This window comes from Paenibacillus sp. J31P13 (assembly GCF_056269295.1).
The window spans coordinates 158,576-182,522 of sequence record NZ_JBWDNR010000001.1 but is presented as its reverse complement, the minus strand read 5'-3'; the positions used below and the strand labels follow the sequence as shown (position 1 = coordinate 182,522).

At 43.1% G+C, this 23,947-nt stretch carries 16 protein-coding genes and 1 other annotated feature; of the genes, 2 read left to right on the top strand and 14 right to left on the bottom strand.

Features of this window, described 5'->3' with window-relative positions:
- Position 1: 1 nt before the first annotated feature.
- The gene (locus AC0YOD_RS00620; protein WP_475797322.1) at positions 2–1,543 is read right to left on the bottom strand and encodes a response regulator transcription factor; all 1,542 of its coding nucleotides are present in this window, start codon (positions 1,541–1,543) and stop codon (positions 2–4) included.
- Positions 1,544–1,615: 72 nt separating this feature from the next.
- Positions 1,616–3,868, bottom strand: a complete 2,253-nt coding sequence (locus AC0YOD_RS00615) for an FAD-dependent oxidoreductase (protein ID WP_475797321.1) — start codon at positions 3,866–3,868, stop codon at positions 1,616–1,618.
- A 115-nt stretch (positions 3,869–3,983) separates the two neighbouring features.
- Here AC0YOD_RS00615 and AC0YOD_RS00610 point away from each other — a divergent pair, with 115 nt between their 5' ends.
- Positions 3,984–4,814 (top strand): helix-turn-helix domain-containing protein, encoded by an 831-nt coding sequence (locus AC0YOD_RS00610; RefSeq protein WP_475797320.1) that lies wholly within the window; start codon positions 3,984–3,986, stop codon positions 4,812–4,814.
- An 85-nt stretch (positions 4,815–4,899) separates the two neighbouring features.
- Here AC0YOD_RS00610 and AC0YOD_RS00605 read toward each other — a convergent pair whose 3' ends face one another.
- The 6 genes from AC0YOD_RS00605 to AC0YOD_RS00580 all read right to left on the bottom strand — a co-directional run bounded on the left by AC0YOD_RS00605 (position 4,900) and on the right by AC0YOD_RS00580 (position 13,419).
- Positions 4,900–6,336, bottom strand: a complete 1,437-nt coding sequence (locus tag AC0YOD_RS00605) for an alpha-L-fucosidase (protein ID WP_475797319.1) — start codon at positions 6,334–6,336, stop codon at positions 4,900–4,902.
- Between the two features lie 25 nt (positions 6,337–6,361).
- The gene (locus AC0YOD_RS00600) at positions 6,362–7,996 is read right to left on the bottom strand and encodes an ABC transporter substrate-binding protein (RefSeq protein ID WP_475797318.1); all 1,635 of its coding nucleotides are present in this window, start codon (positions 7,994–7,996) and stop codon (positions 6,362–6,364) included.
- A gap of 104 nt (positions 7,997–8,100) precedes the next feature.
- Positions 8,101–8,994, bottom strand: coding sequence for a carbohydrate ABC transporter permease (locus tag AC0YOD_RS00595; protein ID WP_475797317.1), 894 nt, complete (start codon positions 8,992–8,994; stop codon positions 8,101–8,103).
- 12 nt (positions 8,995–9,006) lie between these two features.
- Positions 9,007–9,924, bottom strand: coding sequence for an ABC transporter permease (locus AC0YOD_RS00590; RefSeq protein WP_475798323.1), 918 nt, complete (start codon positions 9,922–9,924; stop codon positions 9,007–9,009).
- Between the two features lie 297 nt (positions 9,925–10,221).
- Complete coding sequence (locus tag AC0YOD_RS00585) at positions 10,222–12,483, bottom strand: helix-turn-helix domain-containing protein (RefSeq protein WP_475797316.1); 2,262 nt, start codon at positions 12,481–12,483, stop codon at positions 10,222–10,224.
- Between the two features lie 204 nt (positions 12,484–12,687).
- Complete coding sequence (locus AC0YOD_RS00580) at positions 12,688–13,419, bottom strand: ThuA domain-containing protein (protein WP_475797315.1); 732 nt, start codon at positions 13,417–13,419, stop codon at positions 12,688–12,690.
- Between the two features lie 210 nt (positions 13,420–13,629).
- On the opposite strand from AC0YOD_RS00580, the gene AC0YOD_RS00575 reads away from it, so the two are divergent.
- Positions 13,630–14,577, top strand: coding sequence for a helix-turn-helix domain-containing protein (locus AC0YOD_RS00575; protein WP_475797314.1), 948 nt, complete (start codon positions 13,630–13,632; stop codon positions 14,575–14,577).
- A 106-nt stretch (positions 14,578–14,683) separates the two neighbouring features.
- On the opposite strand, the gene tyrS is transcribed toward AC0YOD_RS00575, so the two are convergent.
- The 6 genes from tyrS to AC0YOD_RS00545 form a co-directional block, all read right to left on the bottom strand.
- The gene (gene tyrS, locus AC0YOD_RS00570) at positions 14,684–15,943 is read right to left on the bottom strand and encodes a tyrosine--tRNA ligase (protein WP_475797313.1); all 1,260 of its coding nucleotides are present in this window, start codon (positions 15,941–15,943) and stop codon (positions 14,684–14,686) included.
- Positions 15,944–16,061: 118 nt separating this feature from the next.
- Positions 16,062–16,285, bottom strand: a binding site (T-box leader).
- Positions 16,286–16,365: 80 nt separating this feature from the next.
- Positions 16,366–17,760 carry an alanine/glycine:cation symporter family protein gene (locus AC0YOD_RS00565; RefSeq protein WP_475797312.1) on the bottom strand — a complete coding sequence of 465 codons (1,395 nt, stop codon included), beginning with the start codon at positions 17,758–17,760 and terminating at the stop codon, positions 16,366–16,368.
- 134 nt (positions 17,761–17,894) lie between these two features.
- The gene (locus tag AC0YOD_RS00560) at positions 17,895–20,291 is read right to left on the bottom strand and encodes an alpha-L-arabinofuranosidase C-terminal domain-containing protein (RefSeq protein ID WP_475797311.1); all 2,397 of its coding nucleotides are present in this window, start codon (positions 20,289–20,291) and stop codon (positions 17,895–17,897) included.
- Positions 20,284–21,195 (bottom strand): family 43 glycosylhydrolase, encoded by a 912-nt coding sequence (locus AC0YOD_RS00555; RefSeq protein ID WP_475797310.1) that lies wholly within the window; start codon positions 21,193–21,195, stop codon positions 20,284–20,286. The genes AC0YOD_RS00560 and AC0YOD_RS00555 overlap by 8 nt, the downstream gene beginning before the upstream one ends.
- On the bottom strand, positions 21,188–22,135 hold the full coding sequence (locus AC0YOD_RS00550) for a glycoside hydrolase family 43 protein (RefSeq protein ID WP_475797309.1): 948 nt from the start codon (positions 22,133–22,135) through the stop codon (positions 21,188–21,190). Before AC0YOD_RS00550 ends, AC0YOD_RS00555 begins: the two co-directional genes overlap by 8 nt.
- A gap of 408 nt (positions 22,136–22,543) precedes the next feature.
- On the bottom strand, positions 22,544–23,929 hold the full coding sequence (locus AC0YOD_RS00545; RefSeq protein ID WP_475797308.1) for an alpha-L-fucosidase: 1,386 nt from the start codon (positions 23,927–23,929) through the stop codon (positions 22,544–22,546).
- Positions 23,930–23,947: the final 18 nt, after the last annotated feature.

Here is a 23,947-nt window from a genome sequence, read left to right as displayed (position 1 = left end):
GTCAACTATGCCTTTTATAATCCGTTGGAGACACCCCGGTCCAATTCCGAAACGTAACGGTAAAATAGCGATAGCTCGGAATTCCAACCTCTTCCGCAATTTCATACACTTTTTTATTCGTATGCTTCAGCAGCTCGACTGCCTTCTCCATGCGCAGCCGGGTTATATATTGACTGACTGAGCTTCCCGTTTCTTCGCGAAACAATTTACTGACGTAATGCGGGCTAAGACCCACCTGCTCGGCAATATGGGGAAGAGCGATCGGCTCTTGCATATGGTCTTTGATCCATTGAACAGCTGAGCGAATTTCGAAGCGCGAGCGCGTCCTCCCTACCTCCACTGCAGCGATATCACGGTTGATGCAGGCGATCATATGAGCCAAAGTATATGACCCCATCAAATGCGCAATTCTGGTGCCGTCAAGCTCTGCGCCTTCCTGTACCTTTAGCCATTCCACTTGCCAATTCAACATACGTTCCTTTAGCTGCTCAGGCTTAATGCGATGCTTTATGCACCAATTATAGAACTCGCCCTGCAAGCAGTCTCTCAAGCTCGCAGTGGACCAGCAAGCCTTTCTTAATAACTCATTCATTTCCTTGGCCTTCTTATCTGTCATGTCCATTAAAGGCAGCGGGTGACCAATGAACACTTGGCTTTCCAAGGAACTGTCATAAAATAGCGCATCCTTCCATTCGATCGAATAAGCGAGAGACAGCGCAAGCTCCTCTTTGGTCGTGAAAGGCTTGCTGACAATGGCATGTGCCGTTGCGCTATAATCGAGTATCGAAGAATCCCGCTTCAACAGGACCGTTAAGGTTTCCACGACCTTACCAAGTGATTCTGAGACGGTCTCAGAAGGTAAGCGAGTACCCAAAAGGACAAAGTATTCCTTATCACGTATCGTCAACCATGTCAGCCAATTCGAATCAGAACTTTCTATTTCGGTTAGCGTTTGATGAATCCTCTGTTTCAAAGAGAGATATATTGAATCAGGAGCGTCCAAAATCAAACGTACCAATAACACGGGATTTTCCCCATTCAGCACAATCGGATGCCAATCGGAGCTGTCCAGCTCTTGTCCATGCAGCAGTTTGCCAAACAATGCGGCTTGCAACAGCCTTTTCTCCCTCTTTTCATTTTCCTGAGCAACGCGCTCCTTGATAATCGCAGCTCTTACTTTATCCATGGCATTCTTCAATTCTTCCTCTTCCATCGACACCTTCAAAATATATTCAAGCGCTCCAAGGCGGAGCGCTTCTTGCACATAATGAAAATCGCTGTGACAGGTCAGTAATATAATTTGAACATTAGGATATCGTTTTTTCAATTCCCGTATGAGCGTGATACCGTCCATAACCGGCATCGTGATATCTGTGATCACAACATCCGGCGTACAGACAGTGCATAGTTGCAATGCCTCATCACCGTTACTAGCTTCGCCAATTAGAACAGCATCACATGACTCCCATGGAAAAATCCGAAGCTCCTGTCTTAGAGGAATCTCATCGTCGACTATCAGTACGCTAAGCGGCTTCACGGCCATGATTCCCTCTCCTTTCAAATCGCTGATTCCTAATCACGACAAAATGAAAGCGTTAACATTCCGTTCAACTAATTATAGAGCATATAATCTAATTTCGGCAACCTCCGCCCGTGGACTGCCATTCGTTCCGTCAATCCATAATCTGATTTGCTTGGATTCGATCTCGCGATCTAGCAGATGCACTTTTTTGCGTTTGTGGTTATCCTGCTCCTCTGCTACCGAGAACCATTTCCCCTGAATGAATGCTTCGATCCGATAACTGCGCACGACTTCTGGTATAGCCTGAAAATCGGTGCGATGATGGTGCAAATTAATTAAATCCTCATTGACGTCGTCATTAAAGGTTATATGGATTTCAGCGATCCTTTTCTCTTCTTCCCATTGGAGCTGTAACCATTCCGGCTTACCAGCCGTCATTTCTTCGGACACCCAAAGATGTGGACCGGCGAAAGGCCGAATATAGCCGTCCGTCACATTTTGAGCAGAGTAAGCAAGTGTATTTGGTGTTATCTGCAAACACAAAGGACGACGGTTCCATTGGCGCATGCTCCATTGTGCCACGGGCTGGTCCGGCTGATGATCCTCCAAAAGGGATGAAACGACTGGCTTTGGCCCCTTCTCAAAGCAGAGTACGCCGGTTAGCGGCATATCCGATCCGTGAAGCTTGATCGCTTCGTTAGCTTTTATAATAAGAAAAGCATTGCAGGCTGCATCCGGCTGCCATTGCAAGTCCAGCTTAATCCATTGCTCGCTTCCCTCCGCTACTGACACAGAAGCTGTAGCTACCCTTTGCTTAGGCACATAATTTTCTCCCTTGCCCGTGTGCCATAACTCAGCCACAAGCGTCGCAGCCTTCGCGGCATCCAATAGCAGCTCAATCGTTTCGAGAGCAGGCTGAACAGGAAACAAAATGCCGAGATCCTTATCGAGCGGATACGTGTATGACGAGCTAGAAATAGCAATCGTATTCAACGTGCTGGATGCTGTGATATGGGCTGATTTCGCCATATCATGCGGGTCTTCTCCTGCGATACCGATAATTGATGCATCCTGTCGCAGCATGACTTGCTGCAAGTCATTCATATGATCGCGGTGAAGAATACGCGGCGATATTCCTTTTTGGACGGACAAAGCCGCACCGCTGCCGGCAGCCTCCCCGATTACAGCACAGGTAGCCATTACTCTAGTCGTTCCGAAAGCAACATGGGTAGCGCTAATGTCTCTGCCCGCGAACATCAGATTGCTTACATTGCTGGAATACAAGCTGCGAAATGGAATATGGTAAATGCCGTCAGGATATAAATGCTTCGAACCGCTTTCAACCGAATACATGCCTTGCGGCGGATGGAGGTCAATCGACCAGCCTCCGAAAGCTACGCGGTCGTCGAAAGGTTCCTGAGCGATAATATCGTTTTGATTCAGCATGTAGTCGCCTTCAAATCTACGGTATTCCCGTTTGCCAGGAATCGACCCTACCCATTCCAGCGTCATATTATCGGCTTCGAAATTACCTGAATTTTTAATATAATCCCAAATTCCATAAATAACCGACCAGAGCTCGTCGCGAATTCGTTCATTATCATGAACCGTATCCAATTCTCCTCCCCATTCAATCCACCAATAGTGGCAGCCTGAATCACCGCTGCGGATCACTCGTTTAATTGGAATCGTCGTTTGCGTAATATCCTTGGCAAAGCTTGGCGGAATATATTTAACCGGTCGGTCTGCTTCCTTCGTATAGAAAAGAAGCGTGCTGCCAAGTGTAATGTCATCCGCTATCTCCGGTGCCCAGTCCTCGTTATATTCCGCTCTGGCTTCACGTCCAATCCGGTATTTGGCACCCCCAAGAAAACCTGCGAGTCCGTCCCCTGTACAGTCGATGAACATTTGACTTTCAAAACGAATCTTTCGCTCCGAGCCCATCATCCATCCTGTAACGGAATGAATGACCCGATCATCTTCCTCTCCATCGGCTTCCACCTCATGCACATCCGTGTTCAGGAACAATCGGATGTTTTGCTCTGCACGAACAGTCTCGAGTACAACAAGATCCCATAGATAAGGATTGCCCTCAGGATTACGATATTGGTTCTCGACGAACATTTCTCCCATAATGCCGGTTTCCCGCGCATACCGCTGCGTCCCATGAGCAGTGGCACCGCATACCCATACTCGAACCTCACTGCTGGAATTGCCCCCCAGTACAGGTCTGTTGTTAATCAGCGATACGGTCTGTCCCAGACGCGCAGCAGCTACGGCAGCACATACGCCTGCCAATCCTCCGCCAATGACGGTGATATCCGTTTTTACTTGTTCAAGCTTCATATGAATCCCCTCCAAGCATGTCATTAATTTCATCTTATACGAGGGGGTCGTTATTTAACATGCACTGCGCTATCATATTAGCATATACTTTATTTCACGATGGAGGCTTAGAATAATGACCCTTCAAAGCTGGAGTCTTTTTCCCATTCTTTCACATCATATCTTTTGGAATCATAAAGAGGAGTTTCAATTCAGCGTGGACATTTACGAGCATTGGGTTCTGTTTGCTGTCGAGGGCGGCAGCTTTTCCTACCGAATCGGCGATGCAGAAGGAATGGCCCAAATGGGCGATGTTATCGTTTGTCCGCCGGGACTCAGCTTTCATCGCAGCGTTATACATGCACTATCTTTTCATTTTATTGGATTTTCTTTCTGTGCCGTCCCGGATGAGCCGACTAAGAGGAACGAGGATGAACAGGCTGTCCGCATTCAATTAGCCTCATCATCCTATAAGCTGAACATTGGCCATATGGAGCGCCTCGCCGATAATTTGAGGTTTTTAAACCTGCATGCCGAAACGGTATTTGAACAGAAGCACTATAGGCAAAATCATGCGCTGAACGATATTTGGCTTTTCTGCCAGCAAGCTGATGCTCCCGCTTCCGATAAGAGCTTGCAGCAGCTAGACCCCTTGATCGAGCAAGCGAAGCTCTACATGCAACTCAACGGATTTGGGGACATGAGCATGCTCAAGCTTGCAGCTGAACTCGGAATTAGTCCTGTGCAGCTCAGCCGTCGATTCAACAAAAGTACAGGAATGACGCCCTCGCGCTACCTATCCCATATTCGATTAGAGAAAGTAAAAGCCTTGCTTATCGATACCCAGCTTTCCATAGAGAAAATTGCACTGTCATGCGGCTTCAACAACGGGTTTTATTTAAGTCGTGTCTTTACCAAAATACTAAAAATCAGTCCCTCTGCGTACAGGAAAATGAACAGAGTATAATGCGTTCAAAAGATTGATCTGAGCTCATAAACAAACAACCCAGCCTTCACGAATGTGAAAGCTGGGTTGTTTCAATTACAGAGTATCAATTTTGAATGACTTCGCTATTACTCTTATAAACTTCAAAAGCAGAAATCGTCGGACACCATCTTGATTCCGTAATATTCAGTCGAAGGTAACGTGAGGCTACCGTATCAAATCGGCAAATGCGTTTGTAGCCGACAATCGTCCCTTTGTATAACGATTTCCATTCGTCACCGTCTCTATATTCCAGCTCAAAACGTTCAATCCGTTGGCTGTAACGATATTCCTGAAGCACGACATGGTCGAAGGTTTGTTCACTTTGCAGATCGATCTCTATCGATACCTGCTCCGTTCCTTCTTCTGGTGACCAATAGGAATCCCGGTCTCCGTTAAACATGTTAGCCGCATCGCTGCCGCTCATTGTCTCAGAAGCTTTGGCAGTCGCATTGGACGCCAAATTGGTTTTGAACGTATGGCGAATGACGTCGCCAAGCTCTCGCAAACGGTTCATATCATTCTCGTGGATGCGTCCTCGTTTATCCGGCGGGAGATTAAGCAGAAATGTTGCATTTCCGCCAACCGAATTATAATAAATATCCAACAATTTACTAAGCGGTTTGACCTGATCATCCTCTGAAGCATGATAGAACCAGCCTGGACGAATCGATGTATTGACTTCAGCTGGATACCAGACCAATTCGCTCTCCTGACTAATCACTTCTCTGCTGCCAAGATCCGAATCTGTTGAATCGTATCGCTTTGCAAATTCCCCATCATCCACTTGCTGTGATTTTTCTTGAATGCTTTCATTCTCCCGCATAGATGCCGGAACAACACTCCACTCCGACTCGCGGCAATGACCAGCTTCATTCCCACACCAGCGAATGTCTGGTCCGCATACTGATATGACCGCGTTCGGCTGCAGCTCTCGAATAAGAGCATAATAAGCTTCCCAATCATATTGCTGACGCTTGCCATTTGGTCCTTCTCCGCATGCTCCATCAAACCATACGCAGAAAACATCGCCGTAATTGGTTAACAGCTCTCTTAACTGATTTTTAAAGTATTCATTATACTTAGGCGAGTCGCCATAGGTTTGCTCATGACGATCCCATGGCGACAAGTACACACCGAATTTGATACCGCCCTTGCGACAAGCGTCCGCTACTTCCTTGACGATATCACCCGTTCCGTTTTTCCAAGGGCTATTTCTTACAGAATGCTCCGTATACTGACTTGGCCATAGACAAAAACCATCATGATGCTTGCATGTTAATATAAGTCCCTTCATACCAGCCGCATGGCAGGCTTCCACCCACTGATTCGCATCAAATTCCACTGGATTGAAAATGGATGGGTCTTCATTTCCTAATCCCCATTCGGAGTCCGTATACGTATTAACGGTGAAATGAACAAAGGAATAGAATTCCATTTCCTGTAGACCTAATTGCCTTTCAGAAGGTGTTACTTCCGCAGCATATTTAATCCATTCTCTCATTCTGAAACCTCCATCGCAGCAAATACTATTTTAATGCTTTTTGATAAACTTCTAAATATTGATCTAAGCGCATCCCTTTAAACCCTGCTACATAACTGTCCCAATCTTTCTCAATATCCTTGTTGCCCGTTACAAATTGAGCCAGATTGGATGTCACATAATCACCCAGCGTGCTCTGCATTTGCGAGACAATCAAAGCATCAGCAGGATCGATAAACACATCAGTTGGATATACCACTTCTGGTTTTGCAAATGGTTCATATTCTTTTGCAGCCTGCCATAAACGATAGTCGATTGCACCTTCAGCGTAAGGATCTGCTGGAGCTACAAATGATTCACGAATCGAATTCAGCATTTTCATCGTTCCCAGCTGCCACCAAGTATTGGCCAAGGCAGTTCCGCCTCCAGAAGGTTTTGTGACTACCACATCATATTTCGCTTCATTACCGTTAAAATCCTTTGCGCCGTTATCTGATTTTTTCCAGCCTTCCCCTTCGAAGCCCCATGTTGTCATGATCGTTCCTTCTTCTGAGAACAGGTAATCAGCAAGGCGGATAGCTGCGATTTGCTCTTCTTTGGTCGCCTTATTTGTAATGACAAATTGGCCAGCTCCCGCACCAACAGTATAACCAGCTAACTGAACGCCATCTGGCCCCTTTAGCGGAGGAAGAATCTGATAATCCTTATGTCGTGCATTAGCATCCGTAAGATCAGTAAACGCACTTGCGATGTTTGAATATCCGATAACACCTACTGTTGTATCCGGTTTATTGGCAAGCTGTTTCACCGCATCGACATTTTGCGTGAATACCGCTTTATCGATCAGACCTTCACTAAATAATTGTCGAAGATATTTAATGCCTTCCTTCCATTGCGGCTGAGCAGGAGAAAATTCAACCTTTCCATCCTTAACGCTCAAATACGAGCTTGTATCATTATAGATATAAGAGTTCATCAGGAATGTGGCTACTCCGCTGCCCCACTCGCCATCAGTAGAGGTTGTGAATGGAATCTCATCTGCAATACCATTGCCATTAGGATCTTTTTCTTTGAATGCTTTGAGCACTTCATAAAATTCATCGGTAGTCGTTGGCATCTTCATATCTAGCTTTTCAAGCCATGCTGTATTGATCCATACCCTTTGATAATAGGTACAGTGCAGACATTCATTGATCTTAGGAAGCGCATAAATTTTACCGTCCGGCGCTGTCATTCCCGCTTTCAAATACGATACTTCTTCCATCGCTTGTTTAATATTTGGTGCATATTGATCAATCAAATCATTGAGTGGAATAAAGGCGCCTTGCTGGCCGTATTTAATTTGATCCGCTTTGCTCATACCTGCGCTTAATAGAACGGCAGGATAATCACCGCTTGCCAGCAATAACATCTTTTTATCATTGAAAGCATTTGAAGGTGTTGTTTGCCAATCAAATTTGATATTAAGCTTTTCTTCTATATACTTAGAAAATTTATTTACATCCAAGTTTTCAATACCTACTGTTTGCGGTGCAAACACAGATAATTTTACCGGTTTGCCTGAATCCTGCGGCTCAGCAGTTGACGGATTATTATCATTCCCTTTTGAAGTACTGCATGCAGATAGAGTTAAAGCAATAACAAGCATGAAGCTAATCATGGTTAAAATGGACTTTTTCAAAAAAATTCCTCCTTATTATTTATCCTCATTTTTCTGACTGACCCCAATTAGATTACAAAGCCGCTGTGGTTTTCCCACACATCACCTCCTTGAAAGTCATAAAATCAACCTTTCAAGGAGCCAATCATGACCCCTTTAACGAAATGCTTTTGTACAAATGGATAAATGATTAGCACGGGTGCGCTGGCTACCACTATTAATGAATATTGTAATAAATCCTTTAACCCTTGCTGAACTAGAGTCGCATTGATATTGGAGTACATATCGGTATTTTCAGAGTTGAGTATGAGAATGTTCCTCAAAAATATTTGCAAAGGGAACTTATCGCTGTCGCTTAAGTAAATCAAAGCATTAAAGTACGAATTCCAATGTCCGACAGCGTACATAAGAAATAATACAGCCAAAATGGGCTTGGATAAAGGCAAAACGATTTTCAAGAAAAATTTGATATCGCTGCATCCGTCAATTTCCGAAGCCTCCGCCAGCTCTCCCGGCAAAGACTGAAAGAAGGTTCTAGCGATAATGACTTGAAACACGGCAAACGCACCAGGAAGAATCATTGCAAGTTGTGTATCAAGAAGATGCAAGGATTTCACCAACATATAATTGGGGATGAGCCCTCCATCAAAAAACATCGTAAATACAAGGAGCAGCATCATTGCATTTCGCCCGTAGAAGGTTTTACGTGATAGCGGATAGGCGATCAAAACGGTGAATGTGACATTTAACAGCGTACCGAATATCGTATAGAATACAGAATTTCGAAATCCAATCCAGATATCAGCGTTTTGAAATACCGCCTGATAGCCAACTAGAGTAAAATCAATGGGGAATAGCCATACTTTGCCCGATGTGACAGCAGACGGCGAGCTGAACGACGAGCTTACTATATTAATAAGCGGAAACAGAACGATGATTAAAACCAACGTCAGGAACAGATAGATAAAACCGATGAACACTCTATCAGCTGCCGACTCACGAATTGCAACTTTGCTCACTGTTGATTCCTCCTACCATAAGCTGTTATTTGATATTCTTCTAGAAATAAAATTAACGGTAATCAGTAATATGAAATTAATGACTGAGTTAAATAATCCAATAGCCGAAGAGAAGCTGAAATTAGCACCGAGCAACCCGACTTTATAAACATAAGTAGAGATGACTTCTGAGGTGTTTTGATTTAGCGGATTTTGCATCAGATATATTTTTTCAAAACCAACACTCATCGTTGATCCCAGATTCAATATCAACAAAATGACGATGATCGGAATCAGGCTTGGAATATCGATATTTCGTATCTTTTGAAATCTTGATGCACCGTCTACTTTTGCAGCTTCATATAATTCAGGATTAACGCCGGATAAAGCAGCAATGTATATAATGGCGCCATAGCCTGTATTCTGCCAGGAGTCGGATAAGACATAAATCGTCTTAAACAATCCGGAATGTGCCATGAAATCTATGGGTTCCATCCCTAATAGTCTATAGATATTGCTCAGTAATCCTACATTCGGTGAGAGGCTGACAATAAGGATCGAAACAATAACCACTGTTGAAATAAAATAAGGTGCGTAGGTAACCATCTGCACTGATTTTTTGAAAAAACCATTTCGTATTTCATTTAGAGCAATCGCCAAAATAATGGGTAAAGGGAAATTGATCAGCATCCCATACAATGAAATCTCTAATGTATTCCTCAAGTACTGTAAGAAAAACGGTGCTTGAAAGAGCTGTTCAAAATATTTCAATCCCACCCAAGGGCTTCCAAGAATACCTTGAACGACGTTGTAATCCTTGAAAGCGATTACGACACCGAACATTGGAATGTACTTGAAAATGATAATATAGAGAAGAGGCAATAATGCGAGCAGATAAAACTGCCAATGTCTGAGCACTTTCTTTCTAACATGGTTCGTTGATTTATTCATGTTAAAAGACCATTTTTTTCGTGAAACGGCTTCACTGCTTGTTCTTCCCATCGTCCGCTCTCCTTTGCTTTGTGATAGCATCATGTTAAACAAGAACCGTAACTCCAAACAATATACAATAATCCGTCGAACAACTTATTTCCGTATCATTAGGCACTGTGAACAAAGAAATGACATTTTGGCTGGATAAATGTTTTTCCTCCATTAAACCTATTTCCTATCAACCACCAAAAAAGGCAAGTCCCGCAGGCTGCTGCTCTGCGGGACTTGCCTTGAATTTCCTGGGAAATTGTTTTATTATCCAGCCGAATCCGTCTCCGTTTTACACGTGCTTATCCGCTCGCGATATTCGCCAGGAGATTGACACACGATCTTCTTAAACATGCGTCCAAATGATATGACGTTCGCGTAGCCGACCTGTTCAGCAATATCCTGAATGGATAAATGGGTTTCTTCAAGCAAATTTTGCGCGTGCCTTATCCTTAGCTCAATTAAATAATCAACAAACTTTTGCCCCGTCTCTTCTTTAAATAACTTACTGAGAGACTTTGAACTAATATCAAAAAGATCACTTAAATAATCGAGAGAAAGATTCGGATTAGCTGACTCCTGCTCCATATAGGAACGGATTTTACGTATCGTATCCGAGTGATTGCGAGATTCCTGAAGCAATCCTATCTGTTCATATAGCTGTTCGAGCGCCTGCCCAAAATGATTTTCCATCTGTTCAAGCGTATCCGATTGCTTTAGCGCTTCATTTAAGGACGGCTGACCTAAGGCAGCCCAAAGGTCTTGGAACTCTTTTGCCATCCTATTCATTTCTCTCCCGAAGGAGTAAATCATATATTCCGCTAAACTTAGAACACTGTCTCTATCGAGTACATCTTGCTCAATATTACGCAGTATCCTTTTGTATTGGTCCCGCCACTCCTCTTTGCCAAGCCGGAATGATTGTGTCATAGAGGATATGAGCCCAAATGAATCGAAGGATGTGCTATCTTGTTTCTCTTTGTCCATCCTTGCATAGAGAATAATTCTATTTTCACCAAGAATCATCTTGTATTTTAATGCTTGTAAAGCTTGTTCATACGATTCAGGAATTTGTGTATAGTCAGCTGCTGTTTCTCCAACACCTACCGTAATTGTCATCTTGAGATGCTCTTCAATCCAAGCGCGCGCATTCTCCAAAACCATTAACACATGCTGCTCAGCATCCTGTCCATTCTCAATCTGCAGCAAAATACCAAGTTCAGAGTTAGAGGTCCATTCTGTCCAAACGAAAGTATCATACTTATGAGCGATTTCCTGGATAACACTATTTAAAGCGAATTTAATCAAATACTGATCTTTTTGTGTATACTCACTGCAAAAGCGAGTATATTTATCCATTTTCACCATACATACAACCTGATGTTTTCTTAAATCATTCAATTGCATCTTTTCTCGCTGTGTATCCCACTGCATCAAATTCGAAGGATATTGTCCTTCAAGCAGCTGCTGGAACAAGTAAGATTTTTTTAGTATCAAATCTTCACGGCTCTGCTGATGAAAGCTGTTGGATTGCTCCAACATGCTGTTCAGCGCTGTTTCTATGAATATAAATTCATCCTGCTTATTTCCTTGGAGCAATGTGCTCGTTTTATTTTGTGAAAATTTTTGAATTTGAGAAACGATCTGCTCAATCGGTTTATAGCTTCTTCTTGTTATAAGTACAATCCAAAATAAACCTGCAATGGCCATCAGAATACCAATTAAAAACCAGACATTATACAATTGATCAACGAAGCTAATCCATTTTCCATTTATAAAGCCGCTCTGATATTCCCAGCCAGTTAAGGGAGAGGTATCGAGAGAAACGATCTCTTTGTTTGATTGCTCGGAGTCGTTAGCTGGAAGTATATAGCTATCATTTGAATCTATGATATGAATATAGCTGATATCTTTGTTGTACATACTCTCTATTATATTTTTAATAGAATCAGAAGCTATATTAAGTACGAAAAAGCCTTGCCCATCCGTTATAAATGGCGCTTTAAGCACAAGTGTGACAACATGCTGAGGTGACTGAAAATCGAATTCCTGAAAATCTCTGATTCCAGTCCATCTCGTCTCCATTTTCGGTTGTGTGAGATAATTTTTGATGAATTCATAATCTGAATATTGCTGCAGATCTGAGCTCGTAGCGTTGCTAAGAACAAACTGATCACTCGTTCGGATGAGATACATAGAATCAACTAAAGGATAAGATGTTTTAAAATCCCTCATAAATTCTACAACTTGAAGATTCAAATAATAGTCATTTTGCTTTCCTACATTAAAAAATGCAGTTAGATCCTTATTGTTCAACAATTCCGTCATAAGCATTTGTTCCATTGTTTTCAAGGATGAATCAATCGAGCTTCTGACCTGAAATAGCAAAGTCTCGTTCGCTTTGATCGCTTCTTTGCGATTTTGGTCACTAAGCAATTGAAAAAACACGAAGAAAATAAATGTTATCATGATAAAAAATGCAGGGATATACGATAAAAGCTGACGATAAAACCATGTTTTTTTTCTCATTTTCGCCTCCAAACGACTAGTCCGCTTCATTTTAGAAAGCGTATACAAAAATGACGATATATACAATATATATCTTATCCGCTATAAAATGAATAGTCCGCATGCCATATTGTTCAAATCCGAATATAAAAAACAAAGTGGAAATAAAAAAAGAGCATCCGCAAATTCGCAGACGCTCTCAACATTTCTTTACCTTTGACTGGCTTATTCGTTTACTTTAGCCTTAATTTTTTCTAACGGCTGTGCATTCCCATAGATTGGACGCTTGCGATCTACAGGCTGTGCCCATTTCACGGCATTCGCAATAACACGTTGAATGTTCTTGTTATAATATGTTGGGTACGTTTCATGTCCCGGTCTGAAATAGAAGACTTTACCGTTACCGCGTGTAAAGGTGCAGCCGCTGCGGAACACTTCTCCCCCTTCAAACCAACTTGTAAAGATAAGCTCATCTGGCGCAGGAATATCAAAGTGCTCTCCATACATTTCTTCTTTTTCTAATTCAATAAATTCTCCAATACCTTCAACGATCGGATGGCTTGGCGCTACAACCCAAAGGCGTTCTTTCTCATCCGCTTCACGCCATTTCAAATCACAGCTAGTACCCATCAAAGCTTTGAAAATTTTAGAGAAATGACCGGAGTGAAGAACAATCAAACCCATTCCATCAAGCACACGCTGCTGAACTTTTTGTACAACTTCATCCGTTACTTCGCCGTGAGCAAGATGTCCCCACCAAACGAGTACGTCCGTATTATTCAATACATCATCTGTTAAACCATGTTCGGGCTCATCCAAAGTTGCTGTGCCAGCTTGAAATCCTGCTTCATTCAAAAAGCCTGCAATTGCGCCATGAATACCAGCCGGATAGATTTCACCTACAAGCGGATTCTTTTTCTCATGACGATTTTCATTCCATACCGTTACTTTTACCATTATATAAACTCTCCTTAGTGAAAAATTTATTTAAGCTATTTAATCTCAGTATAGAAAAACCGCACCGCAGGGGAAATGCTTAATCATGCCACCTTTGTATTCAAAAGTGTCCTTCTTTTCTTAATTTTTTTAAAAAAACGCCAAATGGGGATGATTTATTTGATCCAACATTTCCAAAAGTGATATACTCCAAAAAAGGAGGCCATGCTCATGTCAGTATTAGAAACTAAAATGGATACGCATTCTGAAGCTATAAATGAAGAGGTCATTTATCAGAATCCGCTGCTGTTTCTAAAAATATGGGAGATATCCGCAGATGCCAGTCATACTAGCATTGTGGAGAAACATCCATGGCACTATCATAAAGAAGTAGAATTTCTTGCTATCATAGAAGGCAACCTAGGTGTACAAACCAATCACAATTATGTAATCCTCGGGCCTGGTGACGTTATGGTTTTGGGCGCCTCACAGGCACATCGTTCCCATAAACCACTTACAGAAGACCTGCACTATGTGGTGTTTCAAATTGATTTGGGGAAACATTTTGATCAGAGCACCATGCCCTATCTGTACTGCTTTTCCGAACTGACTCAACCGCTGGATACTCTAAACTATATTTTTGATATAAACGAGTCGGCAAAACGGGAAACATATGCTTTTATTATGGAAATTTTCAAAGAAACGCATACACGAATTAGAGGCTACGAAATTGCGGTTAGCTCTATAATCAAGAGACTTATCCTATTAATGTTAAGAAGCGATAGTCGTAATGTACTAAACTATACCGGGGAAACCGAATTAAACCGATTAAGACCGGTTCTCGATTATGTAAATGCTAATTTGAAAGAAAAGCTCAGTGTGGAGGATGCTTGCACATTGCTTAATCTGAGCTATCACTATTTTATAAAATATTTCAAAAAAACAATGGGCATCTCCTTTGTGGAATACGTCAACTATAAACGAATAAAGAAATCCGAGCTTTTACTGCTGACGAGTGAGCTTAGTATTATGGATGTGAGCTACGAGGTCGGTATCTCTAACATGGCTCAGTTCTATAAGCTTTTCAAGCGGCATAATCAGTGCTCGCCCAGAGAATTCAAACTCCGCATGCGAAGCGAGTCCAAAGGCAGTTTAGAAGACCTATCATTTATTGATTAACAGGATTCTTAATGCTCTCCTTAAATGGAATGGATCGTATTCGGTCATATAAAAAATGATGTTAACCAAATATATCTGGTTAACATCATTGATTCAATGCTTACTCTTATGTCAATTTCACAAGACTGTAGTTTTTCTTGCCTTTACGGATAATAATAAATCGACCGCCGATAGCATGCTCAGCTGTAACATTAAGTTCTACATCACTTACTTTTTCACCATTCATGGATATAGCACCTTTAGTAATGTCTTCGCGCGCTTGGCGCTTAGACGGCTCAATACCAAGATCGACAAGCCAATCAACGATGTTCTTCGATTCTTTATCCGCCGTGTAGGTTGGCATTTCCTTAAAGCCCTGCTCAATTTCATCGGCTGTCAGAGAACGAATATCTCCGCTGAACAATGCTGCCGTAATTCGCTTCGCTTGCTCCAGCAGCTCTTCACCATGTACGAATTTCGTCATCTCTTCCGCCAATGCTTTTTGTGCTTCACGTTTATGAGGCTCGCTTTGCACCTTTTCAGCGAGTGATTCAATTGTTGATTTATCTAAGAATGTGAAGAATTTCAGGTACTTCACAACATCACGATCATCCGTATTCGCCCAGAACTGATAGAATTCGAATGGTGTCGTTTTATTCGGATCGAGCCATACTGCTCCGCCCGCTGTTTTACCGAATTTCGTACCATCTGCCTTCAGCATAAGCGGGATCGTAAGACCGAATGCTTTTGCCTCCGAGCCTTCTTTTTTGCGAATAAGATCAAGACCGCTCGTTATGTTGCCCCACTGGTCAGAACCGCCGATTTGAAGCTGTACGTCTTCATGTTGGAAGAGATGCAGGTAATCAAGCGACTGCAGAATTTGATAGGAGAATTCAGTGAACGAGATGCCGCTGTCGAGCCTGCTCGATACAACATCTTTGCCCAGCATCGTGTTGATGCTGAAGTTTTTACCGTAATCACGCAAGAAGTCGATCACATTAATTTTATGTGTCCAGTCATAGTTGTTGACCATACGAACCTGATTGTCGCCTTCGGTTACAAACAGCTTCTTCATTTGAGCCGTTAAGGCATCAACATTCGCTTGCACCTGCTCCATCGTTTGCAGCGAGCGCTCTGTTTGACGACCGCTTGGATCGCCAATTGTGCCTGTAGCTCCGCCAATTAGGATAACAGGACGATGTCCCGCAAGTTGAAACCGCTTCAGCATCATGAACGGAATCAAATGACCGATATGCATGCTGTCGCCTGTTGGATCAACGCCGCAATAGAGCGATACCGCCTTCGTATTGGTTAATTCGCGCAAGCCCTCCGCATCCGTCTGCTGGTTAATGGCATCGCGCCACTCGAGTTCGTCAATAATGTTCAAAGCGATACAGCCCCTTTTTATAAATTAGTTTTCTTATGATTTAACGTTGAAATAACATGAGCGCAAGCAGTTTATCGGTAAATTTCCAAATAAAAAATCGCCCCTTGTCTATTGTAGACATAGGGACGATTGAATAAACCGTGTTACCACCCAAATTGCATTAACAGCCTATAAGCGCTGTTCATGCCACTTTTCAGCGAGATATCGATCGCTAGTTTCGCTTGGCATTACCCAAGATACTCCAGAGTGTAATTCGCAGTCCTTGTGTGTATCAGGTTCCATCGACCCCTGACTTTCTATAACATGGACAAAGCTGCTACTGGGCTCTTTCAACGTATAATGATTATAAGATTACAGTCAGTATAGCTGAACTGCAAATTCATTGTCAATAAGACAAATATATTGGAGCGGCTATTTGCTATTCAGTCATCCCAACATTCGACTTCTTCCAGACCTTTAACACTGCTCTTCACAAATTGAGGGTCGCGTCCAGCTTTCTTCTGCTGCATATAATTTCGCAGAACGTCAAATGCGATTCGTGATAATAGGGTGATCGCTACAAGATTGACCACTACCATTAGCCCCATGAACAAATCCGCCAAATCCCACACAAGCTGCACTTTTGCAACGGAACCGAAAATGACCATTGCCAGTACACATATGCGATATAACCAAAGCCATATTTTGCGAGTATTCAGAAACTCAATATTGGTCTCCCCGTAATAATAATTTCCCATCAAAGTGCTGAACGCGAATAGGAAGACCATTATAGCAAGGAAGCCCGATGCCCATGAACCCATGTGTACACTTAGTGCTGCTTGTGTGAGCTCAATTCCGCCAAGCTCTTGCTGGTTATACACCCCTGAGAGCAAGATAATAAATGCAGTACTCGTACAGATCACCAAGGTATCGAAAAGCACACCTAGCGCTTGAATCAAGCCTTGCTTCGCTGGATGGCTGGTCGTTGCGGTAGCAGCAGCGTTCGGTGCACTACCCATACCTGCCTCGTTAGAGAATAGTCCTCGCTTCACACCATGCATAAGTGCTGCCCCGAGCGAACCTCCTGCTACTTGTTCAATCCCGAATGCGTTCTTCACAATTAAAGCAAGTACTGCCGGCATATCCGTTATATTCAAAATAACAATGGATAGAGCAACCCCAATATAGATCACGGCTAATACAACGACGATATATTCGGATAGCTTAGCGATTCGCTTAACCCCGCCGATAATGATGACAGCGAATACCGCCGTCATAATCAGTCCCACAGCCAGACGATTTGTACCGAAAGAGTTCTCAAAAGCAATCGTAATGGTGTTCGACTGTACAGCATTGAACACAAGACCGAAAGAAAGCGTAATTAAAACGGCAAATAAGGCTCCCATCCACCGCTTTTTCAATCCCGATTGCATGTAATAGGCTGGTCCTCCGCGGAAGCTGTCTCCGTCTTTGATCTTGTAGACCTGCGCCAAGGTGCTTTCTACAAAGCTTGAAGCGGAGCCTATAATCGCGATAACCCACATCCAGAACACAGCTCCCGGTCCACCTAAAGCAATAGCAATAGCGATTCCCGTAATGTTTCCCGTTCCCACGCGAGCTGCCATACTAATGCAGAACGCCTGAAAGGGAGAGATACTGCCTTTCGGACCTTTGTTGGATTCAAACAACAAGCGAAACATTTCTTTTAACATTCTTACTTGCAATACATTCGACCGGAAAGTGAAGTAGAGACCGATTGCAATAAGCATGATGATCAACAGCTTTGACCAAAGAAAATCATTCACAACGCCAATAAAATCTTGAATCGCCTGCTCCATTCGCTACCCTCTCGATATCGTTCTAAGATTCAACTCAACCATTAGGGTTCCCATATTTCAGGAATAATACCAATTCATTTTTATTGATATCATTGCTTCGTGGATACATTGCTCAGTCATTTATAGCGCGTGAATCAATCGATTCTCTTAAGTCTGAAAATAGTAATAGAATGCTTTGGAAAATCATATAGCAAACGATGTTCGTCCATATGCATCAATTTTTCCTTTGGCTTAATTCGTTCAGGCTCTTCAAAACTATTTTCATCTTCAAGCGCGTGACCGGACAGTTCATAGACTACCGCTGTATACGACGAAGCATTAGGCAAATCCATAATTTCAACCTTTGCTTCGACATTGCTTTCCTGAAGATTAATGACTTTAACAATAATGTCTCCCGTACTATCTTCAACACTGGCAGAATAATAGAGCGGCTCAATGACAGCAAGCCTGTCCTCCGTATCATGGATCTGATTGCCGTTAATGTACGCCTTAATCCGTCTGCCCGAAACTTCCAACGCAAGCTCATATTGAATGTCAGCGTCTACGGTAAACAAGCTTTGCGTTAAACAGGAATTACGCCCGTTTACACGGGAGCTAATCGTAGAGTCCTGGTTCTGCCAACCGCCAATTTCCCAAAACAGCTGATTGTCCTCATCATCTTTCCCAAAGGAAATGACGAATCCTTTTGGTCCGCTTATTTTTGTTGCCTTGATATATAAGGTGTAATTCACCCATTCCGTATTCCCAAGTGGCGCCGCTCGTTTTGCCGTCCCATTCAAGCGATCTTCCTTGGAATCCGATAAGTTCACGGACCAGCCTTCAAAGGCTTTGACTTCACCCGTATCATTATTAACAATTCTAGCATCCGAATAGTAGACTGAATTTGTATCTGTTCCTAATTCAAAGGCACCGTTAATCGGTTTTACCGTATTCTGTTTCTTTCGCATAAATCCGCTTGCTTCGATATTCAATAATTGATCGCCTTGATGATGCATGAACAGCTTCTGTACGTAATAGTTCGGCGTGCCGAATACCTCATGATTGTTGAACCAAATAAGATCCGGCTTCCAGTTTACGTAATCGACGTTGCAGAGCATTGGCGCATAACAGGCGAGCCCTACCGCATGGGCGTTTTTTTCCAGACCCGTCATAAATGCTGCTTCTGCAAGCGCGTTATAGTACGTATTGCCCCATGATGCATACTCGCCTAAAAACACTTTTGGCTCGTCCGCTTTAAAATGGTCGTAGCGGTCATAGTTAGCCAAGAACCATTCCGGTGATTGGTAATAATGCTCGTCTACAAGATCGGATTGGTTCTCCTTCGCCGACTGCCAGCCTCGATCATATTCCCCGCCTGCGGCAAACGGACCGCTGGAATTAATGATTTTAATAGCTGGATATTTCGCTTTAATCGCCTTGTGGAAATAGGTATATCTCTCGAAAAACGGTTCGCCGACTTCTTCGTTGCCGATACCTATGTACTCAAGACCAAAAGGCTCTGTGTGACCCAATTCGGCACGTACTGCTCCCCACTTCGTTGTAGAATCGCCATTAGCGAATTCAATTAAATCCAGCGCATCGTCTATCCATGGCGATAGCTCATCAATAGGTACGATCCGCTTATGATGCGGATCATATCCGCCAGGCAGAATCGGAATCGGCTTTGCGCCAATATCCTCGCAGAAGAGAAAATATTCATAGTAGCCTAATCCCAATGTCTGATTGTAACGCCAATTATTTCGTCTTGCGGGTCTTTGCTCAATTGGACCAATCGTATTTTTCCAGCGATACATCGAATCGCGGTCATCGGGATTCAGTGAGCCATCATGAACCAAGCATCCACCCGGGAACCTCATAAATTTAGGCTTCATATCCGCAAGCAGCTTTGCGATATCTTCTCGCAAGCCGTTAGGACGCTCACGAAATGTTTTAGCAGGAAACAAGGACACCAGATCAAGATAAAGCTTACCCGAACCACGAGTTACGATCGATAGTCTGCTGCTGCTATCCGTTTGATTTGCGACAATGATCGCTTCGTATTTCCGCCACTCAGTGGAATCGACCTTAATGGCTGCTTCACCGTGTACTTTACCATCCAAGCTTTCTATCATTATTCGTACCGGCTCTTGAAAGCTAGAATCACGCTTTGCATAGAAGAAAAACTTGTAGGCTTCCCCAACACGTATTGGAATGCCGGAATTGAAGCCCGAATTAACGATTCCTACCCCATCACCTTCCGAGAAAATCTCAATGACCGCATAGTGCTTGTTTCGTTCATTCATAGGCAGTGTATCTTCAATCTTCAATTCGCCTTTGCCTTGGCCACGTTCGACCTTCTCCCAAGCCGTCAAGGAATGGTAGTCCGAATGATCAATTGGATCAAACTCGAATGAACGGTTGCGAATGAGCTCCGCGTAGAGTCCGCCGTCAGCTGCATGATTCAAATCTTCAAAAAATATGCCGAATAAGTCACCCAGTCCAGCTCCGCGCTGCTGCGTATAGATACGAAGTGTTCCAAGATCCTCACTCATTCGGATTGTCTCCTCCTGTCTCGCTCGAAATCCAATGATCTACGTCAACTACCGGCTTGTTCGCTATATTGTCAATCCTACTGATGCATGTCTCCCGCAGCAGCGTTGTTGCTGGATCAATCAGACGATGATAACACAGGTACCACTCCCCTTGATATTCCGCCATAGATGCATGACCGGTACCAAAATACATCTCAGAAGCTTGCGTTACACGATTATCCTGAGGCATCTGATAAGGTCCGTAAATATGCTGGCTAGTTGCATAACAAATTTGGTATCTCGGGTCGCGAGTATCGTAATTGCTCCATGTAAGGAGGTAAGTTCCGTCTATTTTTTGCAAATGCGGTCCTTCGTTATAGACACCGCTATCAAATACGCTAGAATCTTTACCTTGAGACTTGTAGAACTGATCGGATAAAAGAATAGGCTCAGATTTGAAGCTAACCATATCTTCATTGAGCGGTACGATCCAGCATTTTCCTTGACCCCACAGAAGATAAGGCTGATCATCCTCGTCTACGAACAGGTCGGCGTCAATGCTTTGGCAATCATATTCATTCTTAGTGATTAACGGTCTTCCCAGCATATCCTTGAAAGGTCCTAGCGGCGAATCGGAGACAGCAACGCCTATTTGAGCTTCCGCTGAAAAGTACATATAATACTTATCCTTATATTTATTAACGCCGGGAGCCCAGGCACTCGTTTTCGCCCAGCTTGTATCATTTAAATCCAATGCCAAATACGGCCCGTCCCAATTAATCAAATCTTTGCTATGAAATACATGAAATTTCTCATATAGCCATCCTTGACTATCTTTCGTCGGATACAGATAATAATCGTCACCGTCTCTCAACAAATAGGGATCAGCCCATTCGCCGATCAATGTCGGGTTTTGCTTACTCACCTGAATCAACTCCTTCGCCGTATTGTTCTAGCAAGCGCTCATATTCAGATATGGTGACAGGTATGACTGAACCGTGTCGTGGACATTTTGGCAAATCATACTGTGCGGGCAACGTCCATACACCGCTGCTGAGATCTGTCGTTTCTAAAGGAATATAACCTCGAAGACCATATTCATCGACAAATAAGTACCACTTTTCTTCCGTATTTGATTTGAATATGATCGGACCTTCTCCTCGGTCCATAAACGATTGCTCTACGTTGCTATTAATCAAAGTATAGTTTGGATCGGTAAAGGAAGCGCCCGCTTCCTGCATGACATTATGGCCTTTGCTAATCCGATAAATGCTCCCGTGATCCGCAATCATGGTCGTGTCGATAATTGAATAACCGTAATCCATATAGACGACAGGCTTACTGAACGTTATAAAGTCCTTCGTTTTGGCGCACATCATTCGGTGATAACCTTTGGATTCATGGTTCGATATTCCATCCTCAAGCATGGAAGCCCAGAACACGTTGTAGACATCTTCGTCATGATCGTAATAAACCTCGGGAGCCCACGTGCAGCCCGCATCAGCTGGAGCAACTTCTACCATAGACTGGTCAGACCAATGAATGAGATCCTCCGACCTCCATATCATAATCGAGCGGCTGCCTGCCGAAACGGCTCGATTCCAATCGCCGTTTCCATGAATCTTAAGATCAGTCGCAATCAAATAAAACATATCGCCAAGCGGTGAGCGAACGAGATACGGATCACGCACGCCCTTCTCGCCTAGCGTTGAAGTAAGAACCGGCCGCCCACCATTCAGCTCCCGCCATGCAAGCGCGTCATTGCCTTTGCTTAGCGCAAAATACACTTGTTCGCCGTCCTCGAAGCCCTCGCCTTTAAAGTAGGCAAACAAATAACCAGCATACTCTTCTTGATCATTCATCATTTATCCCTATCCTTTCGCTGATTCTACTCAAACACGTTTGACGAAGAAACATTTATGGTTGATAAATTAAGCAAAACTCTTCGCGATTGAGTTGGGAACAATATATGTAATCAGAATTTTAGTCAGCATAATGAGAATCAAATATAAAATTGCTTAATCAGCTTATTTTTCAGAAGCGATTTAGCATCAAACACCCCCTTGTGCAATTGAAGTTGAATTAACGTATTTATTAATCTATGCAATTAAATATTAATTCAATTCTTATTGTAAAAGCGATTACATAAAATCTCAACCTAAATTATTTACGATGATCATTCATCAAGTAATTCAACTCTAAATTCGCACTCTACTGAACACAGTCAAAACAAAAAACCACTTCATTTGAAGTGGCAGAATAGAACCCTATTCTTATTTTAGTGTTACTTTCAATGCAAATGCAGATGCCAGATCAACATCATTTGGCAATATAACATGCAAGCCTGATGAATTCTGGTTCCATATCAAATTCGATCCGCTAATATGCTGAACGGCTTCAATTTCGTTTGAGTCAAATAAATCTTCGCTCATCGAAGAAATAGACAGCGTTTTATCCAATGGTGAACCAAGCGCAATCACATAAATACTGCGATTGTCCTTGCTAACCGTAAATCTAAGATCAGCAGAGGAAAATGGGACATTCTCTTTTTCAGTGAGCGCTTCTCCACCCACCATCGTTGGTCCTTCGCCGAAGACACGCCACGGACGAGTGTTATAGATCGCTTCGCCGTTGACAGAAAGCCAACTTCCCAGCTGTCGAAGCACCTCTTGCTGTTCACTTGGTATAGTACCGTCAGCCCTCGGACCCACGTTGAGAAGAAGACAACCGTTTTTGCTAACAATATCCACTAAGTTCGTTATGATTTCTTCTACCGTTTTAAAAGAATCATTATCAATATATCCCCAAGACTTTTTGCTGATCGACGTGCAAGCCTGCCATGGCATTTCCCTTTTATCTGCTAATTGACCGCGCTCTACGTCAAGCACCGCTTCGCCATCCTCATACGATTCATACTTATAATTCAAGATGACACCCTTGTTCCATTCCTGCTGTTTATTGTAATAATACGCTGCTAGCTTTCTCCGATGCTCACGGAACTCCGGCTTAGCAATTTCGAAATCATAATACAAGAGCTCCGGTTGAAAAGCATTGATTTGCTCGACCGACAAATCGTACCATCGGTTCAAATGCTCTTCAGTTAATTCCTTCCCATGACCATAAAGGTTCGCATATGCGGGGTCTGATGTATCCAATCCCTCCTCATGAGGGAAAAACCACCAGTTTTCGGCAAAATGGTTGGATAACCCGAAATGCATGCCTTCTCTCCTCGCTTCATTCGCAAGTTCTCTCATAATATCTTTTCTAGGTCCCATTGTCGTCGATTTCCATTCCGTGAGCTTGGAGTCATACATCGCAAAAGAATCATGATGCATGGCTACCGGTACAATATATTTGGCTCCCGCTTCTTTAAACAGCTCGACCCATTCCCTCGCGTCAAAGCACTTACCATTAAATCCGGCTATGAAATCCTTGTATCCCAAGCCCTTGTGCTTCTCCTGGTTATAGGTGTAGATATCATCGCCAGCCCAGCTCTTGGAGTTTGCTTTGTACATCCAATGTCCATACCACTCATCACCATATGCCGGAACCGAGTAAATACCCCAGTGAATGAATATACCGAGCTTAGCCTCCCTGAACCACTCTGGGACAACATAATCGCTAAGATTTTGGCCTTTTTGATCAAAATGCTGGCTCATGCTATCAACACCCCTATA

What these genes read in the sequence shown, in the direction of transcription:
- AC0YOD_RS00610 (WP_475797320.1), top strand. Translation starts at nt 3,984, where the DNA reads ATGACCCTTCAAAGCTGGAGTCTTTTTCCCATTCTTTCACATCATATC.
- AC0YOD_RS00560 (WP_475797311.1), bottom strand. Translation starts at nt 20,291, where the DNA reads ATGAGTGAGGATCTTGGAACACTTCGTATCTATACGCAGCAGCGCGGA.
- AC0YOD_RS00545 (WP_475797308.1), bottom strand. Translation starts at nt 23,929, where the DNA reads ATGAGCCAGCATTTTGATCAAAAAGGCCAAAATCTTAGCGATTATGTT.
- AC0YOD_RS00620 (WP_475797322.1), bottom strand. Translation starts at nt 1,543, where the DNA reads ATGGCCGTGAAGCCGCTTAGCGTACTGATAGTCGACGATGAGATTCCT.
- AC0YOD_RS00565 (WP_475797312.1), bottom strand. Translation starts at nt 17,760, where the DNA reads ATGGAGCAGGCGATTCAAGATTTTATTGGCGTTGTGAATGATTTTCTT.
- AC0YOD_RS00615 (WP_475797321.1), bottom strand. Translation starts at nt 3,868, where the DNA reads ATGAAGCTTGAACAAGTAAAAACGGATATCACCGTCATTGGCGGAGGA.
- AC0YOD_RS00590 (WP_475798323.1), bottom strand. Translation starts at nt 9,924, where the DNA reads ATGAATAAATCAACGAACCATGTTAGAAAGAAAGTGCTCAGACATTGG.
- AC0YOD_RS00605 (WP_475797319.1), bottom strand. Translation starts at nt 6,336, where the DNA reads ATGAGAGAATGGATTAAATATGCTGCGGAAGTAACACCTTCTGAAAGG.
- AC0YOD_RS00585 (WP_475797316.1), bottom strand. Translation starts at nt 12,483, where the DNA reads ATGAGAAAAAAAACATGGTTTTATCGTCAGCTTTTATCGTATATCCCT.
- AC0YOD_RS00550 (WP_475797309.1), bottom strand. Translation starts at nt 22,135, where the DNA reads ATGATGAATGATCAAGAAGAGTATGCTGGTTATTTGTTTGCCTACTTT.
- AC0YOD_RS00575 (WP_475797314.1), top strand. Translation starts at nt 13,630, where the DNA reads ATGTCAGTATTAGAAACTAAAATGGATACGCATTCTGAAGCTATAAAT.
- AC0YOD_RS00580 (WP_475797315.1), bottom strand. Translation starts at nt 13,419, where the DNA reads ATGGTAAAAGTAACGGTATGGAATGAAAATCGTCATGAGAAAAAGAAT.